The organism is Virgibacillus sp. Bac332, assembly GCF_003667785.1.
Lineage (GTDB): Bacteria > Bacillota > Bacilli > Bacillales > Amphibacillaceae > Virgibacillus > Virgibacillus salarius.
Genome location: NZ_CP033046.1, coordinates 936,685 through 961,050, shown reverse-complemented (window position 1 = coordinate 961,050; position 24,366 = coordinate 936,685). Strand labels below are relative to the sequence as shown.

At 37.6% G+C, this 24,366-nt stretch carries 22 protein-coding genes; 21 read left to right on the top strand and 1 reads right to left on the bottom strand.

Annotation, left to right across the window (positions count from 1 at the left end):
• Positions 1–41 precede the first annotated feature (41 nt).
• From D9782_RS04490 to D9782_RS04390, 21 genes are all read left to right on the top strand, one after another.
• A complete protein-coding gene (locus tag D9782_RS04490) occupies positions 42–1,685 on the top strand; it encodes an NTP transferase domain-containing protein (protein ID WP_205389357.1) in 1,644 nt (547 codons plus the stop codon).
• Positions 1,661–2,059, top strand: coding sequence for a GtrA family protein (locus D9782_RS04485; protein ID WP_121604209.1), 399 nt, complete (start codon positions 1,661–1,663; stop codon positions 2,057–2,059). The genes D9782_RS04490 and D9782_RS04485 overlap by 25 nt, the downstream gene beginning before the upstream one ends.
• Positions 2,056–2,763 (top strand): glycosyltransferase family 2 protein, encoded by a 708-nt coding sequence (locus D9782_RS04480; RefSeq protein WP_034678712.1) that lies wholly within the window; start codon positions 2,056–2,058, stop codon positions 2,761–2,763. Before D9782_RS04485 ends, D9782_RS04480 begins: the two co-directional genes overlap by 4 nt.
• Complete coding sequence (locus D9782_RS04475; RefSeq protein ID WP_121604208.1) at positions 2,763–3,353, top strand: PI-PLC domain-containing protein; 591 nt, start codon at positions 2,763–2,765, stop codon at positions 3,351–3,353. Before D9782_RS04480 ends, D9782_RS04475 begins: the two co-directional genes overlap by 1 nt.
• Before the next feature lie 21 nt (positions 3,354–3,374).
• Complete coding sequence (locus D9782_RS04470; protein ID WP_121604207.1) at positions 3,375–5,111, top strand: DUF6798 domain-containing protein; 1,737 nt, start codon at positions 3,375–3,377, stop codon at positions 5,109–5,111.
• A 48-nt stretch (positions 5,112–5,159) separates the two neighbouring features.
• A complete protein-coding gene (locus D9782_RS04465; protein WP_162986330.1) occupies positions 5,160–7,175 on the top strand; it encodes a right-handed parallel beta-helix repeat-containing protein in 2,016 nt (671 codons plus the stop codon).
• A gap of 153 nt (positions 7,176–7,328) precedes the next feature.
• Positions 7,329–7,454 (top strand): paeninodin family lasso peptide, encoded by a 126-nt coding sequence (locus D9782_RS04460; protein WP_161629264.1) that lies wholly within the window; start codon positions 7,329–7,331, stop codon positions 7,452–7,454.
• A 283-nt stretch (positions 7,455–7,737) separates the two neighbouring features.
• On the top strand, positions 7,738–8,703 hold the full coding sequence (locus D9782_RS04455) for an aldolase (RefSeq protein ID WP_121604204.1): 966 nt from the start codon (positions 7,738–7,740) through the stop codon (positions 8,701–8,703).
• Complete coding sequence (locus D9782_RS04450) at positions 8,663–8,968, top strand: lasso peptide biosynthesis PqqD family chaperone (RefSeq protein ID WP_121604203.1); 306 nt, start codon at positions 8,663–8,665, stop codon at positions 8,966–8,968. Before D9782_RS04455 ends, D9782_RS04450 begins: the two co-directional genes overlap by 41 nt.
• Positions 8,969–9,054: 86 nt before the next feature.
• The gene (locus tag D9782_RS04445; protein WP_240455808.1) at positions 9,055–9,531 is read left to right on the top strand and encodes a lasso peptide biosynthesis B2 protein; all 477 of its coding nucleotides are present in this window, start codon (positions 9,055–9,057) and stop codon (positions 9,529–9,531) included.
• The gene (locus D9782_RS04440; RefSeq protein ID WP_226983590.1) at positions 9,524–10,696 is read left to right on the top strand and encodes a nucleotidyltransferase domain-containing protein; all 1,173 of its coding nucleotides are present in this window, start codon (positions 9,524–9,526) and stop codon (positions 10,694–10,696) included. Before D9782_RS04445 ends, D9782_RS04440 begins: the two co-directional genes overlap by 8 nt.
• Positions 10,693–12,489, top strand: coding sequence for an ABC transporter ATP-binding protein (locus tag D9782_RS04435; protein WP_121604202.1), 1,797 nt, complete (start codon positions 10,693–10,695; stop codon positions 12,487–12,489). The genes D9782_RS04440 and D9782_RS04435 overlap by 4 nt, the downstream gene beginning before the upstream one ends.
• A 262-nt stretch (positions 12,490–12,751) precedes the next feature.
• Complete coding sequence (locus D9782_RS04430; protein ID WP_121604201.1) at positions 12,752–13,741, top strand: metallophosphoesterase; 990 nt, start codon at positions 12,752–12,754, stop codon at positions 13,739–13,741.
• A gap of 165 nt (positions 13,742–13,906) precedes the next feature.
• Entirely contained in the window at positions 13,907–15,358 is a 1,452-nt protein-coding gene (locus D9782_RS04425; RefSeq protein WP_121604200.1) for a M23 family metallopeptidase, read from the top strand.
• Between the two features lie 268 nt (positions 15,359–15,626).
• Positions 15,627–16,331: a response regulator YycF gene (yycF, locus tag D9782_RS04420; RefSeq protein WP_026680489.1), complete on the top strand. Its 705-nt coding sequence runs from the start codon at positions 15,627–15,629 to the stop codon at positions 16,329–16,331.
• A gap of 6 nt (positions 16,332–16,337) precedes the next feature.
• Positions 16,338–18,173: a cell wall metabolism sensor histidine kinase WalK gene (walK, locus tag D9782_RS04415; RefSeq protein ID WP_121604199.1), complete on the top strand. Its 1,836-nt coding sequence runs from the start codon at positions 16,338–16,340 to the stop codon at positions 18,171–18,173.
• Positions 18,170–19,480: a YycH family regulatory protein gene (locus D9782_RS04410; RefSeq protein WP_162986329.1), complete on the top strand. Its 1,311-nt coding sequence runs from the start codon at positions 18,170–18,172 to the stop codon at positions 19,478–19,480. The genes walK and D9782_RS04410 overlap by 4 nt, the downstream gene beginning before the upstream one ends.
• A 2-nt stretch (positions 19,481–19,482) precedes the next feature.
• Complete coding sequence (locus D9782_RS04405; RefSeq protein ID WP_121604197.1) at positions 19,483–20,424, top strand: two-component system regulatory protein YycI; 942 nt, start codon at positions 19,483–19,485, stop codon at positions 20,422–20,424.
• Positions 20,421–21,206: an MBL fold metallo-hydrolase gene (locus D9782_RS04400; RefSeq protein WP_121604196.1), complete on the top strand. Its 786-nt coding sequence runs from the start codon at positions 20,421–20,423 to the stop codon at positions 21,204–21,206. The genes D9782_RS04405 and D9782_RS04400 overlap by 4 nt, the downstream gene beginning before the upstream one ends.
• Before the next feature lie 81 nt (positions 21,207–21,287).
• Complete coding sequence (locus D9782_RS04395; protein ID WP_121604195.1) at positions 21,288–22,499, top strand: S1C family serine protease; 1,212 nt, start codon at positions 21,288–21,290, stop codon at positions 22,497–22,499.
• Positions 22,500–23,065: 566 nt separating this feature from the next.
• Positions 23,066–23,263 (top strand): hypothetical protein, encoded by a 198-nt coding sequence (locus tag D9782_RS04390; protein WP_121604194.1) that lies wholly within the window; start codon positions 23,066–23,068, stop codon positions 23,261–23,263.
• Positions 23,264–23,752: 489 nt separating this feature from the next.
• Here the strand turns inward: D9782_RS04390 and D9782_RS04385 are convergent, their stop codons facing one another.
• Positions 23,753–24,124: a DoxX family protein gene (locus tag D9782_RS04385; RefSeq protein ID WP_240455807.1), complete on the bottom strand. Its 372-nt coding sequence runs from the start codon at positions 24,122–24,124 to the stop codon at positions 23,753–23,755.
• Between the last annotated feature and the right edge of the window lie 242 nt (positions 24,125–24,366).

Genomic DNA, 24,366 nt, shown 5'->3' with positions numbered 1-24,366 from the left:
GAGGTTTTCCTGCGCGTTAATAAGGGATTAGGAGGATGAAAGTGAAAATTATTATACCTATGTCAGGACAAGGCAGTCGATTTGTTCGAGCAGGTTACCAGCAACCAAAGCCATTAATTGAAGTGGATGGCATGCCAATGATTGAGCATGTAGTGAATTTATTTCCCAAAGAAACGGGCTTTATATTTATTTGTAGAGAGGATCACCTGCAAGCCACAAATATGGAAAGTATACTTAGGCGGATTGCTCCAGAGGGAAAAATTATTAGTATATCACCACATAAGCAGGGACCAGTATATGCAGTTACAAGAGCTATGCAGGAAATAAACGATGAGGAAGAGGTCATTATTAATTATTGTGACTTCTCTTGCTACTGGAGCTATGATGATTTTCTAGCACGTACTCGAGAAAGAAATGCTGACGGTGCCATACCGGCGTATAGAGGTTTTCATCCCCATATGTTAGGAACAACCAATTATGCATTTATGCGTCATCAGCATAACTGGATGCTAGAAATAAAAGAAAAACAGCCGTTCACTTCGAATAGAATGGAGGAATTTGCTTCAAGCGGAACCTATTACTTTAAAAAAGGCTTTTTTGTAAAAAAATATTTTACAGAACTTATGGAAAAGAATATCCATGTGAACGGAGAATACTATGTCAGTCTCGTTTATAACCTATTACAAAGGGACGGATTGCATACATTCATTTACGAAATACAACATATGCTTCAATGGGGGACGCCAGAGGATATGGAAGCATACCAACGTTGGTCGAGCTATTTTCATAGGGTTATGGAAGGAAACAAAGCCGAGGAAATATATCCAATGACAACCATACTACCATTAGCTGGTGCGGGGAGTCGCTTTGCTAGAAATGGTTATTCGCTGCCGAAGCCTTTTATAGAGGTTTCTGGGAAACCGATGTTTATACAAGCAAACGCATATTTACCAAAGGCTAACAAACAATTTTTAATGTGCTTGGAAGAACATATGCAGCGCTATGATATAGAACAAGACCTAAGAATGTATGGGGAGTCGGGTGAAATTTTAGTGGTAGAAGAGCTAATGGAAGGGCAGGCGAAAACCTGTGCATTAGCCTTGGATAGAATAAATCTGGATGAATCCTTACTTATTTCAGCCTGTGACCACGGAGCCTTATGGAATGAGGCCGTATATCAACAATTAATGCATGATGATGATATTGATGCCATTATATGGACGTTTCGAAGACATCCTTCTAGTAAAGTAAATCCAGAAATGTATGGATGGGTGAAGGTGGACACACAGAATCGTGTAACAGAGGTATCCGTAAAGCAGCCAATCAGTGATCATCCTTATGATGATCATGCGATTGTTGGGACGTTTTATTTTAGAAAAGCGAGCTATTTTCAACAGGCTATCAACCGGTTATTTGCAAAAAATATACGAGTGAATGGTGAATTTTATATAGATAGCTGTTTCAATGAACTAATCGAGATGGGATTACATGTAAAAGTGCTTGAGGTGGATCATTATATTGGTTGGGGTACACCCACGGATTTAAAAACATTCCAATACTGGCAGAGCTTCTTCCATAAATGTGCTTGGCATCCCTACCGTTTACATTTGGATACATTTATAAATAAAGACAAAATATCTGAGTTGGATGCATTGTATCAATGGAAAAAGCCAGTTTCCCTTTAATGAATAGCCATGTTAGACAGATATTGCGTTTCATCGTAGTAGGAATGTCGGCTGTTGCTGTGGATTGCTTGCTATATTTTATCCTGATTCCAAATTTAGATCCCAATATTGCCAAACTGATTTCATATATTTGCGGAATGATCATTGCCTTTCTTCTCAATAAGTATTGGACGTTTGAAAAGAAACAACATGCTATCATCCAATTTTATAAGTTTACACTTCTGTATGTAAGTACACTTGGAGTTAATGTTGGTGTAAATTTCTTCATCCTGACGTATATAAGCTCGATAACATTAGTTGGCTTTACGATTGCGACGGCAGCAAGTACAATTATAAATTTTACGGTTCAGAAATGGTGGGTGTTTAAAAAATGATCAAGTATTCCATTGTGATTCCTTGCTATAATGAGGCGAAAAATATCCCAGCTTTATTAGCTAGATGGGAGCAGGTAATGGAACGAAAGGATGTCGAAATTCTCTTAGTCAATAATGGTTCCAAGGATGAAAGCAGCGAAACGTTGCAGCAATGGGTTCCTCAATATTCATTTGCTCAACGCTTAGAAATTGAAGTGAATCGCGGATATGGATATGGTATTTTATACGGTTTAAGTCATGCCAGAGGTGAATTTTTAGGGTGGACCCATGCAGATTTACAAACAGATCCATTAGATGTTATCAAAGCGATGGAGGTAATAGACAATAGTCCCTCACCTCAACATATATTTGTGAAGGGAAATCGAAAAAATAGGCCGTTGTTCGATCAGCTGTTTACAGGCGGAATGAGCTTGTTTGAAAGCTTATATTTAAAGCAAAAGCTCCGTGATATAAATGCGCAGCCAAATGTATTCCATCGTAGCTTTTATTTAAGCTGGTCTAATCCGCCAGATGACTTTTCGCTGGATCTATATGCGTTCTATATGGCTAGGAAGGCCGATTTGGAAATTCATCGGTTTGCTGTCGTATTCCCAGACCGATTACATGGGGAATCAAGCTGGAATAATGGGTTAGCTGCCAAGGTAAAATTTATAAAACGTACCCTAGATTTTAGTACGACCTTAAAAAAGGAGTTAGCTAGATAATGGACTATATTGCTCATCGAATAAATACCGTTGCTCAATTAAATAAGCTACCTAAGCATTATGGGGTTGAGATTGATTTGCGAGATGCAGGAGGACGCATTATTTTGCAACATGATCCTTTTGAGGATGGAGAGGATTTGGAGGAGTTTCTGCAGCATTATCAACATGGTTGTATGATCTTAAATATTAAGAGTGAACGAATTGAGCATAAGGTTCAAACACTATTAAAAAACTATCATATTACGAACTACTTCTTTCTAGATTCTTCCTTTCCGATGATTTATGAACTGACACGTCATGGAGAACGGAATATTGCTATCCGATTTTCCGAGTTCGAAGGGATAGATACGATTCTTGCGATGCAGGGGCGAGTGAATTGGGTTTGGATAGATTGCTTTACCAGACTACCAATTGATAGGGAACGTTTTACGAAATTGAAGCAAGCAGGATTTAAATTATGCTTGGTGTCTCCTGAGTTGCAAGGCAGACCAGAGGATATTACTAATTATCAGGATGATTTACTAGCGAATGCTATACATGTGGATGCAATATGTACAAAACGTGAGTATGTCCATCTATGGGAAGCGTAATGGATCTAGGGGGAGTTTAGGGTGAATGATAATAGGACAAAGAAATATGGATCATTGATCTTCTGCCTTATAATTATTCTCATTAGTTTATTTTCCGTTTACTTTTATCAGGTTGCTTGGGGGTGGCCTGTAGTAGATAGCTTTCCACAAATTGAGAAGCTATTAAATAAGCAGTTTCTGCCAGCTGACTTTTATACAAATACATTTGAAGAATTTTCCCCTAGATTGTACGTTTCCTATTTTTATATTTTTGGAGCAAACGTGTTTCATGTAGATTATACAGTGTTCATTGCATTTGTAAATCTTTTACGGATTTTTCTGCTAAACATTGCAGTTTTCACTTTATTATATGTTCTTAGCAACAAGCAAACGTATATCGCTCTTATTGGAATGTTCTTAGGAGCCATTTCTTTTTATAGTATTCCGAGAACGATTGCCTGGTTTTTCAGTACACCTGTATTCAGTGCAGCGGAATTTTCCTTAGTGTTTATTCTGTTTGGCTTCGTTCTAATTTATCGAGCTAACATCTTTTCATCATGTATGTTATTTGCTATTGCTATGCTGCTTCACCCTGTATTAACATTACATGGATTAGCGATAGCTGGACTGCTTTTCGTTGCTACGTATAATTTCAGTGAAATCAAATCGATGATAAATCGTTGGCCCATTTTGGGTTTGCTTTCGATAATCGGAGCATTTTTCGTTAGCTATATACCATTAAAGCTGTCGGAAAAGGGAGTAGCACTCTTATCGAGTAAGGAATACACAACAATCATTGGTGATCTTAGACATCCCCATCATTATATTCCATCGAAATTTGGTATCGAAATTTGGTTCATTGCTATCATGTACGCCGTTATCATCATCTATATGATCTATGTAATAAGAAAGAGGCTGCCAGCTTCTATTCTAAGGTTTCTCAAGCTGTATGGGCTTTATATTACGTTCATGATGGCTATTGGTTATCTTTTTGTTGAAGTGGTTCCTATCAAATCGATCGTAACCATAATTCCCTATCGCACGTTTGTATTTGTCCCCGGATTCTATTTATTTATCTTTGCCTATTACATGTATTACAAATTACGAAATAAAGATTATCTTTCATTCCTATTGCTGCATCTTCCGTTTATCCCTGTACTTACACAGGATATAAAGCTCTCTACATTAATGATGGGGGCTGTATTCGTTTATGCAGTATGGAGTGATTGGTTGTTCGCTAAAAAAGGATTGAAGCTTCATATTTATTTAGATCGCTATTTAATGAAACGAATAGGTTTACATTATTTCTATTTGATACTCGTACTATTGGCTTTTGCAGGTAGCTTTTTTGTGTTGGATCGAAAACTAGCTTTTAATATTCCTGATATTTCAGAACCACGGAATGAGCTTTATGCATGGGTGAAGGAACATACCGCTCAGGATGCACAAATATTAGCAGATATTGATGTGGATCATTTAGTAAATCAAAAACTACGCTTAATTGCAAATCGAAGTGTACCGGTTAGCAAAGACTTTCCATTTAATGAAAAATATTATAAGGAATGGGCGGAACGGTTCATGGATATATATGATGGAAAGTATGATAATGCTGGTCATATCAATGAATTGACGCAAACAGAATTACGGTCTTTAATGAAAAAATACCAGGTTAATATCATTTTAAGAACCGAGAAGTTGGAAGGAACATCTTACTTTTCACTACAGAAAACGATCCCATTAAAGGGAAAAAATGTGTATATATATAAGGCAATGCAATAGAAGTTTAACATAATGTGGGTGCTTGCTAGAATCCAGCTGTCGAGCGAGGTGAAAGAATTGAAGAAGAAGTATTTGCTATTTTTAGGTCTTGTTGTCTTAGGTGCTGTTTTTTTGATAATGAAATTTACAGATGAACAAGGCGGTGGTGATAATAATTCTACGTCGCGTTATACTGTGGATTTGGAACGATGGGGGATCTATAATGATGGTACACATCCAAAGGAAACGACAGAAGGCTTAAACAAAGCGTTACTGTGGGCAAGTAGAAATGATTACAACACGTTTTATATACCGGCTGGAACGTATCTAATAGATAAGGGACAGGAGCCGTCTGATCCGAATGCTCGCCTAAATATGGTAAGCGATCTAACACTAGAACTAGCTGATGAAGCAACTCTAAAAAAGGAAACCAATTCATATGAGAGCTATGAAATTGTATATGTCGGTCCAGAGACGAAGAATGTATCGATTAAAGGTGGGACATTTCAAGGAGATCGCGACACACACGATTATACTGGAAAGGATACGTCTCATAGCCATGGCACCCATGAGTTTGGTATGGGAATATTAGCTCTTGGTACCGATAATTTAAAGATAGAAGATGTAAAGACGATTAATTTCACTGGAGATGGCATTATGGTTGGCGGGAGTTCGAAACAAATAAATAGATTAAAAGAAAGTGATTTTGAATTGGGTGCAATTGGTAAGAAGGGAGAATTGATAGCTGATTCTACGAAGATTCGAACCAAAGGAAATGTAAAGACAAATTTCCAGCATCCCGTTTTTGATGCAAACAGAGTTATTCAGCTCTCGCGCCCAAAAAATATGAATGCCAATACCCCTTATGATATCTTTTTTTATCGTTCAGATGGTACATTTATTCAAAAGGTAGAGAATCAGGAGCTTGATTGGAGTATGGTCAATGTGCCAGAGCAGGCAGCGTACTTTCATGCTGTGTTTGATACAGAAGAGATAGCTGGCGTAGAACTGGAGTATTGGAATAAGGATATATCCAATCAGGTTGAAATAAAGCATAGTGAATCAGCAAATAATCGTAGGCAGGGAATAACCGTTGCAGGCGTCTCTAACATGGAGATCACGCAAAATAAGATACATAACATCAAGGGAATCGCCCCTCAATCAGGAATTGATATTGAAGCAGGTTTTTATCCTAATTACAATATCCTTATAAAAGAGAATCGGATATATAATAATGAAAGGTATAATATTATTCTTTATGATGGTCAAGATGTCACGGTTGATGAAAATTATCTTGGGCCGAATAAAGCGAATTCCTCCATTGGTCTTGCGATAGCTACATCGTTTCGGTCTGGTGCTGTTATTAAAAATAATACGTTTGATGCTAGTAAAATTGTGGCGGAAGGTGAAGCAGTCTTTCGCGGTAACCGTATGTCGGACTCGTTAGCAACGATTTTCGGTCCAGATACACTACTTACAGATATGGAATTCACAAATTCACAATTAAGTATTCAAAGTAAAGAGCCATATGGCGTAGAAGTTTCAAATATTACCTTAGCAAATGATAGAAAACAAATCAATTCGCTACAAATCAAGGATCAACCCATAAAATTAAGTGATGTAACGATCACAGGCGAAACGGTCGAACGTAATATAGTCGGTGAAGTAGCTGATGGTAGTATCTTTAATCGCTTGAAAGTTATTGACTATAACGCAACGTATGGACTTGATTTACCTAGAGGAACATATAATGGCTGTGAATTTGCATCATCAGAGCCAGGAAAGGGAAGGATTGATCTGAATAGTTTAGGTAACTATGAATTTAACGATTGTGTATTTAAGCAAATTGGCGATTTACATGTAGATAATACTGGTGTAGAAGCTGTTATTCAATCTTCACAATTTGAGTCAGCAACAAAGATCCCCATTATCCGTATTAATAAAGCGAAGGAGGTAGCCATCTTAGATAATGTGATATATACAGAGATTGATTCCACTTCAATTAAAGAATGGATATACATTAATGAAAATACATCACCACATGTTAAGCAAGAGGGTAATACGATAAAGTATCTAGGAAATTAGCTTGACTTCATCGTTCTTAGCATTGACAATAGCAGAGAGTCATGGTAAATTAGCACTATATTCTTTATAAAGAACGAAATTGCGAAGTTATTCGCACTTTTTTATCCATTTAATGTTCTTTATAATGAACGAATGATGAAAGGGGGGAACTTCATGAAAAAAGAATGGGAAAAGCCTGTATTAGATCAGCTTAGTGTAAGCCTTACCAAGGGCAAAGGCCATGGTGGCAAATGGTGGGATGATAGTGATGATTCAGGAGACGATAATCTTGGTAGCTAAAGAAAACATCGTTTTGTTAGCGGCTGAACACTTCTTGAATAAGAATTAAAACAGCCATATCACATTACTTACATTAGGGCTTGTCTCATCCTGTAGTTGTAAAAGTAGAGAGCTAAATTTGAGACAGCCCGAACAAATTTAACTTTAATCCGTGGGGGGTTTTGTTTATCCCCACGGATGGTTAGTACCACAAGGGTATGACCTAAAGGCTCTGAAACGAATCGGACATTTATTGCTTGAAGTGGTGTCTTACTGCCAGTTATATGCGGGATAAAGAGGGGGAATGAGAGGCGTGGATTATCGGGCATTCGGATTAACGATATCTAGTGATATCGTGTTACCAGAGCTACTGCCTATGTCTTTTGAAAATGAGGGACAAGGACGTGACGTGATCATAACGAGAGCGGATTTAACGGAACAATGGGCAAGGCTATTTCAAGAGGATGAATTTTTTATAATTAAAGAGAATTTTTGTATGTTTAAGGTTGATGGGGTGGCTATCTATGCAATCCATGGAGGAACTAACATAACTGTTTCGCCATGTGATGGTGCACAGGAAGATCAAGTTCGTTTATTTATCCTAGGTACAAGTATGGGAATACTATTAATGCAGCGGAAAACGCTTCCTTTACACGGGAGTGCGATAGCTGTTGATGGAGCTGCCATTGCCATTGTAGGTTCCTCAGGAGCTGGAAAGTCTACGCTAGCATCTGAATTTTTACAAAGAGGATATCATTTAATAAGTGATGACCTTATTCCAGTAACCTTCCAGAAGAGTGGCATTCCATATATTAAGCCAGCGTATCCCCAACAAAAATTATGGTTAGAAAGTTTACATCATTTTGGAATGGAGGAAACGAAGTATCGTCCACTTATCGATAGAGCATCAAAATTTGCTATTCCGGTCTTGAACCAATTTGTCTCCGAATGGTTACCTTTGATTGGTGTATATGAATTAGTAAAAAGTGATAAGCAGGATATTCAGGTAAAGCCAATTCACAATCTTGAACGGTTGCAAACGCTGTATAAACATACGTTTCGCAAGTCATTACTGAAAAAATCAGGGTTATTGGAATGGCATTTTCATACGATAGCTAAAATGGTAAATAAACTAGATATCTATCAATTACAACGCCCAACATCCTATTTTACGGCGGAACAGCTTGCAGACGTTATCGAATCAGAATGGATAGCAAGGAGGAATACAAATGATCAAGCAGCAAAAGCTTACCATCCATCAATTAGTTAGCCAAGATACCAATGCAATTGTAAGTGACATGGATGGTGAAAAAGTCATGCTATGTATGGAAAATAGCTCGTATTATAATTTGGGAACAGTGGGAGGGGATATTTGGGAACATATCGAAAAGCCAATATCCATCAAGGCTTTAATCTCATTACTAACTAGTCAATATGATGTAGAGGAGCACGCTTGTGAGGAACAGGTTCTGACTTTTTTGAGGCATTTATTAAACGAGGGATTAATTCAAGTTAATCCGGAATCGCTATCATAGAATATGCTTCAATGTAGCGATGCAAGCAGATAAGAGCCTAATCTTTATTTCCTTTTTAAATGACGTTGGAAAGGAATTAGACATGTATGATGCATAACGTAAAATTATTTATTTTATTGAATTCTGAAGCAAAAATACGTTTATTAGAAGCTTTCTTTTATTTAGGATGGGGAAGGATTCTTAAAGCATTACCCTTCGCAATGGTTTCTCCTTTGTTAGGCAATCAATCGGAAGAAACATCAAGTCAGATCACAGAAACGAATATCCACGTGTTGAAGCACATCTCAGAATCTATTGAAATAATGAGTCGATACACACCATGGGATAGTCAGTGTCTAGTAAAAGCGATTGCTGGACAAAAAATGCTACGTCGACGCCATATGGAAAGCACATTGTATTTAGGAACGGCAAAAGATGCGAATGATGAATTGATCGCTCATTCCTGGCTACGTAGTGGTTCTTATTATGTTACAGGTAAAGAAGGAATGAGAAAATTCACGGTGGTAGCAACATTCGCGATGCGCACAAATTCAGGTAAGTCCGTTGGTGATTATCATGGATAAGTATTTAAACCTTTCTCGCCTACCTAATGAAGTAAAGCTACTTCTTGACCTTATAAATGAAAACAATGAACAAGCTATTTTTGCAGCTATTGATTGGGATAAATGTATAGATCTTATGAAGCATCATCGTATTTATCCATTACTTTATTCGAGGCTTAAAGTGAACAAAGCAATATCGTTACCTTCTGATGTCATACAGTTTTTAAGTAAGGAATATAGACGCAATACAATGGAAATGCTTCATCTTTCAGCAGAAATCGATGAGGTAAGTAATGTTTTTGCCAAACAAGCTATTCCGCTTATTGTTTTAAAAGGGCCAGTGCTTGCACACGAGTTATACGGGGATATTTCTCTACGGACTTCAAGTGATATTGATGTACTTATCCCGCTCGATCGTTTGAAGACAGCAGAGGCATTACTTAAACGCTTTGGATATGAAAAAGATGATTATATCCAAACTATTTTAAATGATTGGAAATGGAGACATCATCATGTTACATATATTCATCCACAAAAACAAATTAAATTGGAATTACATTGGCGATTACATCCAGGCCCTGCCAAAGAACCGTCTTTCACTCAATTATGGGATAGAAGGAGGAAAAGCTCGCTTCATAAGTCACCTGTTTACTTACTTGGATACGAGGACTTGTTTTTGTTTCTTGTTTCACATGGAGCACGTCATGGCTGGTCAAGGTTACGATGGATTATAGATATACAGCAAATGCTGAAATTGCAGAAAATGGACTGGATGAGCTTAAATAAGCATTTAAAAAAGTACGGTTATCATCACATAGGCGGGCAGAGTATTACGTTAGCCCGTGATCTAGTAAACACGACACTTCCCAAGGAATGGAAAACGCTTTGTACAGAACGCTCCCGAGCGTTAGCGCAAGATGCATTATTTTATCTGGAAAGAAAGGTGAATCTCCATGCTTCCCCAGTTCCTGAAGAGGTTTCTCGCTATCATAAATGGCATTTGTTTTCACTCATGGCACCGAAGCAAAAGCTAGTTTTTATATTAAGCTTTTTATATCCGTATCCAGAGGATGGAGAAACATTACCACTGCCGAAAAAACTACATGTTTTATATTTCCCGCTACGCCCTTTTTTATGGCTTTGGAGAAAGACAGTGAGGTATGCAATTAGGGGGAGCACGAGATGAAAGATATTTATTACTTCCTAAGACAAATTCATGAATTTGCTGGGAAAACACTTTACGTAAATTTGCTTGCTATGATATGCATGAGTTTTTTGGAGGGAGCAGGCATATTACTACTCGTCCCAATGATAAGCTTGATGGGGATTGTTGACATAAATACAGAAGAGCTAGCAATAATACAACAGTTTGATTTCTTATCTACCATTCCGAGCTCAATGGGGTTGCCTATTATATTAGGCATTTTTATTTTGCTAGCAATCGTACAGAACCTTCTCCAACGGCGCGTTGCCATTAAAAATGCTATCGTACAGCAGGGCTTCCTAAGGCATTTACGTATACAAACATACAGTCGTTTAATGCAGGCGAATTGGGGCTTTTATCTAAAGCATCGAAAGTCTGACCTGATTAATCTATTAAAGAAAGAAATTTCTCGTACCAGTTCAGGAATAAATTCGATTCTTATGTTTTGTACGTCACTTGTGTTTACGCTCGTGCAAATTGGTTTTGCCTTTATATTATCACCAACTCTTACCATAATGGTATTAATCTGTGGGTTGCTACTCATTTACTTTAATCGAAAGTTCTTAAAGCAATCCCTACAATTAGGTCGTAAAAACTATGAGTTAGGAAGAGATTATCTTGCAGGAATTACGGATCATATAAATGGAATCAAGGATATTAAAAGCAACACACTGGAAGGATCTCGAATAAGGTGGTATCAATCTATAACAGAGCGTATGCAAGCAGAACAAGTTCATTTTACAACATTAAAAATGACATCACAGCTTTACTATAAAATAGCTTCTGCTGTTTTAATCGCTTTTTTTATATTTGTGGCCATTCAGCTTTTACAGGCCGAAGGCAGCCAGCTCATGTTAATTATTATCATCTTTTCCAGACTATGGCCGAGGGTTGTAGATATTCAAGCCTCCATGGAACGAATTGCCACGACTATTCCATCCTTTCAAGCGGTAAAGCATTTGCAACATGAATGTAATCAAGCGATAGAATTTACGTCTCGATCTCATGAAGAAATAAAGCCAATAACTGTAAATGAGGGTATCAAATGCAAAAATGTCTATTTTCGCTATGAAAGTAACAAAGCTGGTTATACGCTACGTAACATATCTCTATTTATTCCAGCAAATAAAATGACCGCATTTGTAGGGAAATCTGGGGCAGGTAAAAGCACGTTAATAGATATTTTAATGGGTTTAAATAAACCAGAAAAGGGCGAGGTCTTTGTAGATGGGATTCCACTTACAAAGGAAAATTTGATCGAGCTAAGGCAAACAGTAAGTTATGTTGCCCAAGATCCATTCTTATTTAATACAAGCATAAGAGAAAATCTGTTGTTAATTAAGCCAGGAGCTACAGAACAGGAACTATGGGAAGCATTAGATTTTGCATCTGCTGCTAAGTTTGTGAGGAATTTAGTGAATGGACTAGATACGGTTATTGGCGATAGGGGTATGAAGCTATCTGGTGGTGAAAAGCAACGGCTAGTATTGGCACGTGCGATCTTAAGAAGTCCAGGAATTCTTGTGTTGGATGAGGCAACTAGTGCGCTGGATAGCGAAAATGAAGGAGAGATTTTATCATCGTTAAACAAATTGAAGGGTAGGATGACACTGATAGTAATTGCCCATCGGTTGTCTACGGTTCATCACGCTGATCAAGTCATTGTGTTAGATAAAGGGGCGGTCAAGCAAATGGGGACTTTTAGACAGTTAGAATCGGACGATCAAGGTATCCTATGTCAGTTATTACAGAAACAGACACAAGCCATTCGCTAATCCATTTATTACGGTTTGAAGTAGAAGGAAAATACATGAAGTACCTTATATACAGTGAAACTTCCATCCGGCTTTTAGTGAAACAAATACGTACAAAGGCTTAAATCGCCACGTCCTGTGGCAACACCTTTGTGACCTACTTCCATGTAGGTCCGAACCAATTGGACATTTACTGGCAGTAGATCCTCCATTTATCCATATTTTGTTTGCTTGAAGAGGGTTCTTACTTCCGGTTATATGCAGGTTAAAGGAGATTTCCTGAATGATTACTATAGGGAGAAAAAAGATAGCCATGCTCATATTGTGTAGTTTACTTGGATTCGTTACCTATACAATATGGGATAATCATCGATTTGTTGTTGTGGAGCAAGAAATTAAGGTTAATGGTATTCAAGATTCCTTTAAAGATTTTACGATCCTACAAATAACAGATTTACATGAACAACTATTTGGGGAAAATCAACAGCAATTAATCCAAGCTATTAATGGTATTGACTATGATGTGCTTGTTTTTACAGGTGATATGCTCGATAGCATTAGAAGCAAAAATGATTCGGCGTTTTATACGATTATTGATGGGTTGGATAATAAGGAAAATATCCTCTATGTTCCAGGTAATACTGATCCGCTTAGCTATCAGGTTGATTCAACAGTAGAAACAAGTGAATTTATAAACGGATTGAAAAAAAGAAATGTTACGTTCTTAGAATCACTTTATACCATTGATAAAGGGGAATCAGCCATCCATTTTGTTAATTTTGAACTATCTATTATCAAAAATGAACGTGCTCTGGGTAATGTACAAGGGGTAGTTCAGCCTCCATATGCTCAAAATCCTGCTTATTTAAGTTATCAACAGCAGCTGATTAAAGATCTAAAAGTGTTAGAAGATATGGATACATCAGATCTGCTTATTGCCGTAAATCATTATCCTATTGTCGACAAGCGAATAGAAACGATTAAGGCAAGCCCTGATTTAATATGGAGGAAGTATGATCTAATTATTGCTGGACATTATCACGGTGGACAAATCAGGTTACCTATTCTAGGACCTATCTTTGTTCCTGAACCCTGGTATGAACCAAATCGATTTTTTCCTCCTGCTGATCGAATTAAGGGGTTGTGGGAGTATCAAGGAACGAAGCAATATGTGAGTGCCGGCTTAGGGAGTAGCGATGCCGTATCTTTTTTAAATTTTCGTTTGTTCAACTCTCCAGAAATAAATGTATTAAAACTGACTACCAAGCAATAATGAAGCACACTGTTTTGCTATTTCGATAGAATAGTAAAAAATTGTATGCTATTATACATTTTCTTTACAGTTCTGTTATAGCTCTTTCTGAGACTATTATCCTATGTTAGTTTAAAAGAGGATAAAAATGTAGATAGAGAGAAATGCAAGAAGGAGCAACTGTAAGTGTTTACAAAAGGAAATAAAGCTTCATCAAGCTTATACATAAAATTAGGTGTTTTCCTACTAATAGCCACATTCTTTACTGTTTCAACCGTCTATGCAGCAGACGATCTAAAAACGGTTTACCATGTGTATATAGACGGTGAGCACATTGGTAAGGTTGATAATGAGCAAGCGATTCAACAAATGATAGATAAGAAGATAGCTACAGTGGAGCATAATGATGGCAATTTGACGTTACGTCCCAAACAAGATATTTCGCTTATCTCCGAAAAGGTCTTTAATCCAACATTTGATAATGAAAAGGTGTTAGCTGCTGTGCAGGAAAATATAACGATAGAGGCAGAAGCTATCGAGCTAAAAATTGGCGATAAAAGCGTAGGCTTTTTTAAAGATTATGAGACAGCGGAGCAAGTCATAGCAAGCTATAAAGCAGAATATGTCGAGAAACAAGAATGGCAGACATTAGAGGAAAAAATGGCGGTAAATCCAGATAATCAACGCCGAACAAAAATTACTGCGGATGATTTAGAAGTTGGCGATCGTATTGTAACAAGTATTGAGCTTTCAAACCATGTTACATATACAGATGGTGTTATTGATCCGGAGAAGCTATTAACAGTAGAGCAAGGTCTTACTATGATGAAAAAAGGAACATTGGAAGAACAGGTGCATAAGGTGGATGAAGGAGAAGTGCTAGGTGAGATTGCTAGCAAATATAATTTATCTATGGAAGAATTGCTTGAGTTAAACAAGTCGTTAGCTGAGGATAGCGTGCTCCATGTTAATCAAGCGATTCATGTGACTGCTTATCGTCCGTTTGCCGAGGTTGTTGTAAAGGAAGCACATGTAGCAGAAGAAAACGTAAAGCATGAAACGAAAGTGATTAAATCGGATGAGCTTTACAAGGGAGAAGAGAAAGTAAAGCAGCAAGGTAAACATGGTAAAAAAGAAGTCTTGTATGCTATGGAGAAACGTAATGGTGAAGAAATAAATCAAACAGTCATTGATGAAAAAATCATAAAAAAACCACAAAAAGAGATCATTATCAAAGGTACGAAAGTAATCCCTTCTCGTGGAACAGGCAAATTGACATGGCCAGCTGTTGGCGGTCATATATCCAGTCCGATGGGAAAACGCTGGGGAAGCGTTCATAAAGGTATTGATATCGCTGGGCCGAGCAGTCGCACCATTAAAGCAGCTGATAATGGAACCATTGTATCAGCAGGCTACGATAATGGAGGGTATGGTAATAAAATTGTTATCAATCATAACAACGGGATGAAAACCATTTATGCCCACCTAGCCTCGATGGATGTAGAAGCTGGTGAAACCGTAGAAAAAGGTAGTAAAATTGGTGTAATGGGGACGACAGGTAGATCAACTGGTATTCATTTACATTTTGAGTTGTATAAAGATGGGGTACGTAAGGATCCTACCGATTATTTAAAGTAATTATAAAGGACTGATTCAGGAGCTGCTCTTGAATCAGTCTTTTTTATGATATAGAATTAAGATAATAATGAACTCCAAAGAGAATAAATGTAAAAAAATTTAAAATTCCTCTCTTATCTACGTTAAAAACCTCTCATTGCTTTCGAACATATATAAGGTTATAGTAAAAGCAACTTACCTGATAATGAACCCGTATACTAGAAAAGACTTTTGAACAAAAGTAAGATAAAATAAACTTAGGATTGTGAAAGAGAAGGATGTGGCAGATATGAGTCAAAAAATACTTGTAGTAGATGATGAACAGCCAATTGCAGATATAGTAAAATTTAATTTAGAAAAAGAGGGCTATGAAGTTATTGTAGCGAATGATGGTGACGAAGCGATTGAGGCTGCAGAAGCTGAAAAGCCTGACTTAGTCCTCTTGGATATTATGCTACCAAATAAAGATGGCAATGAAGTATGTAGAGAGATTAGAAAAACGCAAACAATGCCGATTATTATGCTGACAGCAAAGGATTCAGAGATAGACAAGGTGCTAGGGCTAGAGCTAGGTGCTGATGATTATGTAACGAAGCCATTTAGTAATCGCGAACTGATTGCTCGTGTGAAGGCAAATCTACGTAGACAGCAGGTAGTTCCAGACGATACTGTGAAGGCAACAAAGGATATTGTAATTGGATCGCTAGTCATCCATCCAGATGCGTATGTTGTTTCCCGTGATGGTGTACAAATAGAACTCACCCATCGCGAATTTGAATTACTTCATTACCTTGCTCGTCATATGGGACAAGTTATGACGCGGGAACATTTATTGGAGACCGTATGGGGTTATGACTACTTTGGTGATGTTCGTACCGTTGACGTTACGGTGAGAAGACTACGTGAGAAAATAGAGGAGAATCCTAGTAATCCAATGTGGATAGTAACCCGAAGAGGTGTAGGGTATTATTTACGAAATCCTGATCAGGAGTAGTTATTCATGAGAAAAGTCGGCTTTTTCCGTTCTATTCAATTAAAATTTATTATTATTTATATTCTTTTATTGCTGGTAGCTATTCAGGTTATCGGCTCATTTTTTACAGTGAAATTAGAGGAGAGCTTAGTAGAGAGCTTTAAAGGATCTATTATGGATCGAGTGGAGCTGTTAAGTCATAATTTAGCTCAGGCTTTTGCACGTGAGCGTGATGAGGACAATCCTGATGAACCAACATTAAATGAGGAAATTCAAAGTATTGTTTCAGAGGTTCAAGCAGATGATATTACAAGTCTACAGGTGATTAGTAATCAAAGTAGAGTGATTGCTACAAGTGACTATACAACACAGGATGATATTGGAAAGAAGACAACCAATAGTTATGTGCAAGGTGCACTTACAAGTAATGCCCCTCAACCTGATATACGAGCAAAGGCAAATGATCGGTTTTATATCCTAGCACAGCCTATTTTAGATAAAGATGATAGTGATATTGTTGTCGGTGTTATTTATTTAGAGGCGTCTTTAGAATCCGTCTATGATCAATTAAGCAATATTAGTAAAATATTCCTTCGTGGCTCGATATTAGCAATTACGGTTTCTGCCTTCATAGGGATATTAGTGGCTCGTACCATTACGAAACCGATTATTGAAATGCGTAGGCAGGCGCAAAACATGGCAACAGGTGACTTTACACAGAAAGTAAATGTATATGGAAGAGATGAAATTGGTCATCTTTCAGAGACATTTAATGATTTAAATAACCGGTTAAAGCATTCGTATGCAACCATTGAGGAGGAGCGTAGAAAGCTTAGCTCGGTTTTGTCAAATATGTCAGATGGTGTAATTGCTACGGACAATTCTGGTTCCGTTACGCTTATGAATGAAGCTGCAGGAAGATTAATTGGGTATAACCCTGATGATATGATCGGAGAATATTTATTGGATGTACTGCAGCTGGACGAAAAAATGGTCGATGTTACAGAATTACAGGATAGTGGCTCGATGATTATTGATTTTAGTGATGAGGAACAAGCGTTTATTGTGCGCGCTAATTTTTCCACAGTGTTTGATGATGAAGATGAAGTAACTGGCTTTATAACGGTGATTAGTGATGTTACGGAGCAAGAAAAGATTGATCAGGAACGTAGAGAATTTGTTTCCAATGTATCACATGAGCTGCGCACACCTTTAACGACGATGAAAAGTTATATCGAGGCGTTAACGGACGGTGCTTGGCAGGATAAAGAAATAGCCCCTAAGTTCCTAAGTGTGGCACAAAATGAAACGGAACGAATGATTCGTATGGTTAATGATTTATTACAGCTTTCAAAAATGGATGCAGAGGAGTATCCATTGCAGAAGGAACGAACAGATTTTATTAGCTATTACCACCATATTATTGATCGATTTGAAATGCATATTCCGAAGCATATTGCATTACAACGAGAAATTCCAAACGGAAGCTATCATGTATGGATTGATAAGGATAAGATGACACAGGTATTGGATAATATTATTTCAAATGCGATTAAATATTCTCCTGAAGGTGGTACGATTAAGCTAAAAGCTGAACAAAAACGTCATTATTTATTGATTAGCATCCATGACCAGGGACTAGGTATTGCTTATGATAAACTAGATAAAATATTCGAACGCTTTTACCGTGCAGATAAAGCGAGGACGAGGAAGCTTGGTGGTACAGGACTCGGCTTAGCAATTGCGAAAGAGCTTGTGGAGGCGCATCATGGACAAATTTGGGCAAAGAGCAAAGAAGGTAAAGGGACAACGATCTTCTTTACACTGCCGCTTATGAATCAGAAGCGGAGGGGTGCATCGTGAAGCTAGAAACATTTAAATCATTTGCATTAGTCCTGTTGATAGGCGTAAGCTTATTACTAACATTTGGACTTTGGAGCTACCAGAAAGAGTATAGTCCGTTAGATAAGAATCCTGCGGTAGGAGGAATAGATATTGGTGGGTCAGCTGTGAAAACAAACAGCTTGATTGCACCTCAATCTGTTATTTTTCACGCGACTAATCAGCATCTTGGCTATAAAGATCCCAAGGAAAACCAACGGTTTTTTGAAGAAATGCAATCGTGGATTTTAACGGATTTTTCTATCTATAATGCGAAGCAGAAGTTATCCGATTATGATATAGAATTGATTTTCCCAGAGGAGCTGCCGATTGAATTGGCCAACAGACTCTTCTCGTTTACAGATTCAGAAAGTATGGAAAAGCTACCAACCTGGTCTTTTCAGCGTATGTATATGACATTGAATGTTGATGCATCTACGATAACATTACAAATTCCGGCGTTAAATGGTAGTAAAACAGCACAGGCAGTGATCACGGACTCAGTAATTTATGAGAATCTCAGGCAATTAATTGCTTCACGGGAAGGGTTAACCGAGTTCTTACAAGTTGGTGAAGGACAGCAAGCTTTTTATATTCCAAGTAAACCAACAAATCAGTATAAATATCTGTTTACCATTCAAAAAATATCACCAAATTTATTAGTAGAGACATTATTTAAAAATCCGGATACGGTCAGTAGATCGAATACAGAGCTTAGTTCAGCTAATTATTCAAATGGGATTAGTGAGTTAAGAGTGGAGCAAAACGGTAGAAGAATGGATTACTACAATCCGATTCCTAAGGTGCTATCGAATTTTGGGTTTATGAATTTATTGGAGAAAAGTGTAGATGAAATCAATGAACATAATGGCTGGACAGGCGATTACAAATTGATGAGCGCGGATCTAGCAACAAATAGTATCACCTATCAAATGCATTATAATGGCTATCCTGTTTACAACCAGTTTGGCCTATCATTAATGGAAATGCAGTTCCGTGAACAGGAAATTTTTAGCTATAAACGCTCATTACTGCGCATAAGAAATGAATTGGAAAAAGAGCAATGGGATATCCCCTCTGGTGAAGCGGTTATTTCTCATTTGGAAGATCGCCTTGGTGAGGGTATAAAAAACCTTCAAGGTATTCAATTAGGCTATCAATATAATTATAAGGAAAATGATCCAAACGATTACGTTGAATTGGAGCCGAGCTGGTTTATGAAGTTAAATGGATCTTGGCAGAGAATTAATTTTGAGGAACGACTAAATCCTCAAAAGAAGGAGGATTAGGCATGCAGTGGAATCAAATCAAAACATTATTTATTCTTTGCTTCTTAATCCTCGATGTTTATTTGCTATATCAATTTATCGATAAGCAAGATCGAGCGAATCCCGAGCAATTTAATTATCAGGAGCAGACGCTCGAAGATAAGCTCGCCGCAGAAAGCATTAAAATTAGTGATAAAGAGGTGGATATTACAGAGGATTCGGTTATTAAGGTATCACCCAAAAAGCTGACAGATACTGAAATGGAGAGAATAGCTGGATTAAGTAATCAGGACCCACAAATTATTAATAATTATACGGTTGTTTCAAGGTTCAAAGAGCCTGTTTCGATTCCCAAGCAAGCAAGTGTAACGAGTATTAGTCAGCTTGTCAAAAGCTATGTTGCTTTTTCCGATGAATTTAGCTATTGGGGTTGGAATAAAGACACGAATGTATTAATCTTTTTCCAAAATAAAAATAACCGACCTATCTACTACAATCAATATGGTTTATTACTTGTGTATTTAAATGATGCAAATGAAATGATGTATTACACACAGACGTTACTCGGTGAAGCAGAGCCACAAGGGGAAAAGTTGACCTTAATTAAGGTTAATACGATGTTTAATGAATTATATAAGGAAAACAAATTATATTCGAATGATGAAATTGTTAATATAGAGAATGGTTATTATACGAGAATCAAACGAGATACAGGAGCTCATGTGTTTGCACCAACCTATCTAGTCAGTATTAAGGACGCAGAGGATAACATTAGAAATTATTTCTTTAATGCAGTTGAAAGTTATATTTATCCTAGTGATGACACGAGCTTTATTACTTCAACAATAACCGACAGCCTACCGTTGTATAAACAAATAAACGATGAGGTCGAGTGGAAGACAGGCTTTATTGACTACTTAAATCAATTAGTAGATGATAATAAAAATCGGAGTGAACAGGAATGACCCTACGTTTTAGTGTACTAGCATCCGGAAGTACAGGTAACGCTTTTTTTATAGAAACAGAAAAGGAAAAATTGCTAGTAGATGCAGGATTAAGCGGAAAACAGATGGATCGATTGTTTCAGGAGATTAATATCGACCCAGCAGAATTATCAGCCATATTAGTAACACATGAGCATAGTGACCATATAAAAGGACTTGGCATTATAGCTCGTAAATATAATCTACCAATCTATGCGAATCAAAACACTTGGAAAGCGATGGAAGGATCGATAGGAAAAATCGCAACGGAACAGAAGTTTCTTTTTGGGATGGAAGAGGTGAAGACGTTTGGTGACTTAGATGTAGAGTCATTTGGCGTTTCACACGATGCTGCTGAACCGATGTTTTATACTTTTCATCATCATGGAAAGAAAGTTGCGCTTGTGACGGATTTGGGATATGTATCAGAACGAATAAAAAAGACGGTCGAAAATGCGGACGCCTACATTTTTGAAGCAAACCATGACGTAGGTATGCTGCGAATGGGAAGGTATCCCTGGAATGTAAAACGGCGTATTTTAGGCGATTCAGGACATATTTCTAATGAGGATTGTGGACTCGCCTTAGCTGATATTATAGGAAATAATACACAACGTATTTACTTAGCTCATTTGAGCCTTGACAATAATATGCGAGATCTTGCTCGTATGTCGGTAGATAGTGTATTACGAGAAAGAGGAATATCCTTAAATTTATTGGATACAGATCATAAAAGTCCAACACCACTTTATGAGGTTGTTTAACATTTTGTTTATTTTTTTAATCATTATGGGAATAACTAAGTGTGAAATGTTTTAAACTGTTGATCGTAAGGGGGTAGGTAAATGGGTTATTATGATGAGCACTATCCACCAAATCCATATCGAAAGAGAAAGAAAAATTGGCTTGTACCTGTATTATTAGGCGTAATTATCGGAGTACTGCTAGTGACAATAGCATTACCCGCATTAGTTGATTCGGGAATTATCTCCATAACGGAAGAAAGTCAGCTGCATACAGAATCTGGTAGTACAGATTCCAATGTACCAACGCAAACGCTGAATGTTGATGTATCTACACAGATAACCGATGTGGTGAATCAAGTCACCCCGGCAGTTGTTGGTGTAATTAATATTCAACGGAAAAATGATTTTTGGCAGCAACAGGAAAGTGATAATCAAGCTGGAGAAGGCTCTGGTGTCATTTATAAAAATGAGGATGGCACAGCTTATGTGGTGACAAATCATCATGTCGTTGAGGGTGCGGATACCATAGAAGTTGTATTATTTGATGAAACACATATTGAGGCAGAGTTAATCGGCAGTGATTTGTTTTCAGACTTAGCCGTGTTACGAATGGATGGAGAACAGGTAGATAAGGTTATTGAATTAGGCTCATCTGGTAGTGTGAAGGTAGGAGAGCCAGCCATTGCCATTGGAAATCCACTAGGACTCATGTTTTCTAGTTCTGTAACTCAAGGTGTAATTAGTGGAACGGAGCGAACAATACCACAGGATTTCAACCAAGATGGACGCGCAGATTGGCAAGCTGAAGTTATTCAGACAGACGCTGCGATTAATCCTGGTAATAGTGGTGGTGCATTAATTAACATTAAGGGTCAGTTAATTGGTATTAATTCCATGAAGATTAATGAAACAGCCGTGGAAGGATTAGGATTTGCCATTCCGATTGATTCGGCAATGCCGATTATTACTGAGCTAGAAAGTAAAGGAGAAGTAACGAGACCTTATTTAGGTGTTGAAATCTACTCATTAGATGAGGTGCCGCAATCTGAATGGAATAATACGCTTAATCTGCCGAATGAGATCGAAGGCGGTGTGTATGTGTGGAGTGTAGAACCATTATCACCAGCTGATCAGGCAGGATTGAAGCGATTAGATGTAATAACTGAATTAGATGGTAAACAGGTTATGAACATGATTGATTTACGTAAAATTTTATATCAAGAAAAAGAGGTTGGCGATGACGTTTCCGTCGTTTATTACCGTGATGGGAAGCGCAAAGAAACAACGATTAAATTGGGTACCCAAAAATAAGTGGTCAAAGCCAAAGGGCTGTGGATAATGAAAGAATCCGTTAAATGCTCTCCTTGAAGATGGCACAAGAACTGGAAAAAAAGCTTGCATAGCAGGTTCTATGTGAAATTATACAGAGGATAGTGTTTGTACAGCGCTGTGGAAACATACTTCCGTAAATAGAACAAAGCATGTAGAATTAAACAAAGCCGCACGGATTTCGAAGGCTATTAACATTTTGATGAACAGTTTGGCTTCACCTAGCCCTATAGGCTGTCGAGAACTTCTCGACAGCTTTTTTGGTAAGTTAAGAAAGTATAAAATCAGTGCAATGACTGCGTTAAGCCAAGTAGTTATTTTGAAATGTTTGATGTCTATTGGCAATGCTCCGACTAATTACTTCGCTTTCCGTGGGCACGGCCTCAACTAACTTTGCAAAGAAGAACACGTTGCAAAGTGGATTTTCGGCTCGCGCTAATCCCGCAAGAGTCTACGTAATTAGTCTCCGCTATGAGAAGGTGCAACAATTCTTGTCATAAGTAATAGGTTGACTTTTTTTACAATGGGTAAAGTGAAAATCGTTATCCGTGAGTATAAAAGCAGCTGTGTTACTTCATGCTAGCGTTGTAGAGCCTGATAATAGCGAAGGCCGGCTACTTCAACTCCTGTGGGAAATGTTTGACCTGAAGATCCACTTTTTTGAGCGGGTTTTGCTAAAAAAGTTAGCTGAAGGACAAACCCCACGGAAAGGGAAGTGGGCAGCCGGAGTGGTGGTCAAGCAATAGCTATTATTCCATAATAGCTACTAGAGGGAGCGTAAATCTGAGCATGTAGTGATAAGGACTGAGCGAATATTGCTCAGTTTTTTGGGTTGTTAGCCAACATACTTTCGAAAAGGAAGCTGTATTTTATAAGGAGAAGAAAGCTTTATAATATCGAATAAATTTAAATATCCACAGAAAATAAGAGTTATGCACATTTTGTTGATAAAAAAATGGACAAAAATCAATATATGGTATAGATAAACAATTTGATCACAAAATAACTGCGAACATTTGTGCATATGTGGATAACTTTGTGGGTAATCACCGTTTTTCAACAGGAAACTGCCAAGTTATACACTATTTATCAACAGTTGAACATGAACTGGCAGTAAGCCCCCACCTCGAGCAATAACGTGAAACCAAAATTAGTAAGTGTGGAATCGACTGCCAGTAAATGTCCGACTGGTCTAATCATCCATGGGGATAAACAAAACCCCCACGGATTGGAGTTTACTTATTTCTATCCCAAATTGTTAGCAATAAAATGAACATGACAATATCAAGACGTGCTTCGAATAAGAAAGCAAGTAGATTTTGATTTAATAGTATTGGTAATTTGGTTAGATAGATTGCTCCAAACATGATAAGAATCAATGGAGGGACAGCGATTTTTACATACATTTTACCAGCAATAAGTATTCCACAAACAATTTCAACGAGAGCAATTAGGAAAAGTGTTGTTTCTGGAAAGGGTATTCCTAACTGTGTAAATATCCCTTTGAAATCATGCACGATTAACTTCATCATCCCAGAAGTTATAAATACAAAACCAATCGAATAGCATACCCATTGATATAATGGCAACTTCAATGTACCTTTCACAAAATACCTCCCTTTTTTGTTGTTCGTTTAAACCTGCATGAATAGGCAGTAGGGATCCACCATAAGTTTTCGCAGAAATCGCATAGTGTAACTAGACGTTTCACTATCTGCAAATGTCCAAACGGTGTGAACAGAAAAACATATTTTTGTGGATATATAAACCAACTTGCTTTGCACTATCGATGGATCGAAGCATAGCAGAAGTCTTAGGGTCAATAGAACTAGGCTAACCACCAGTGAGG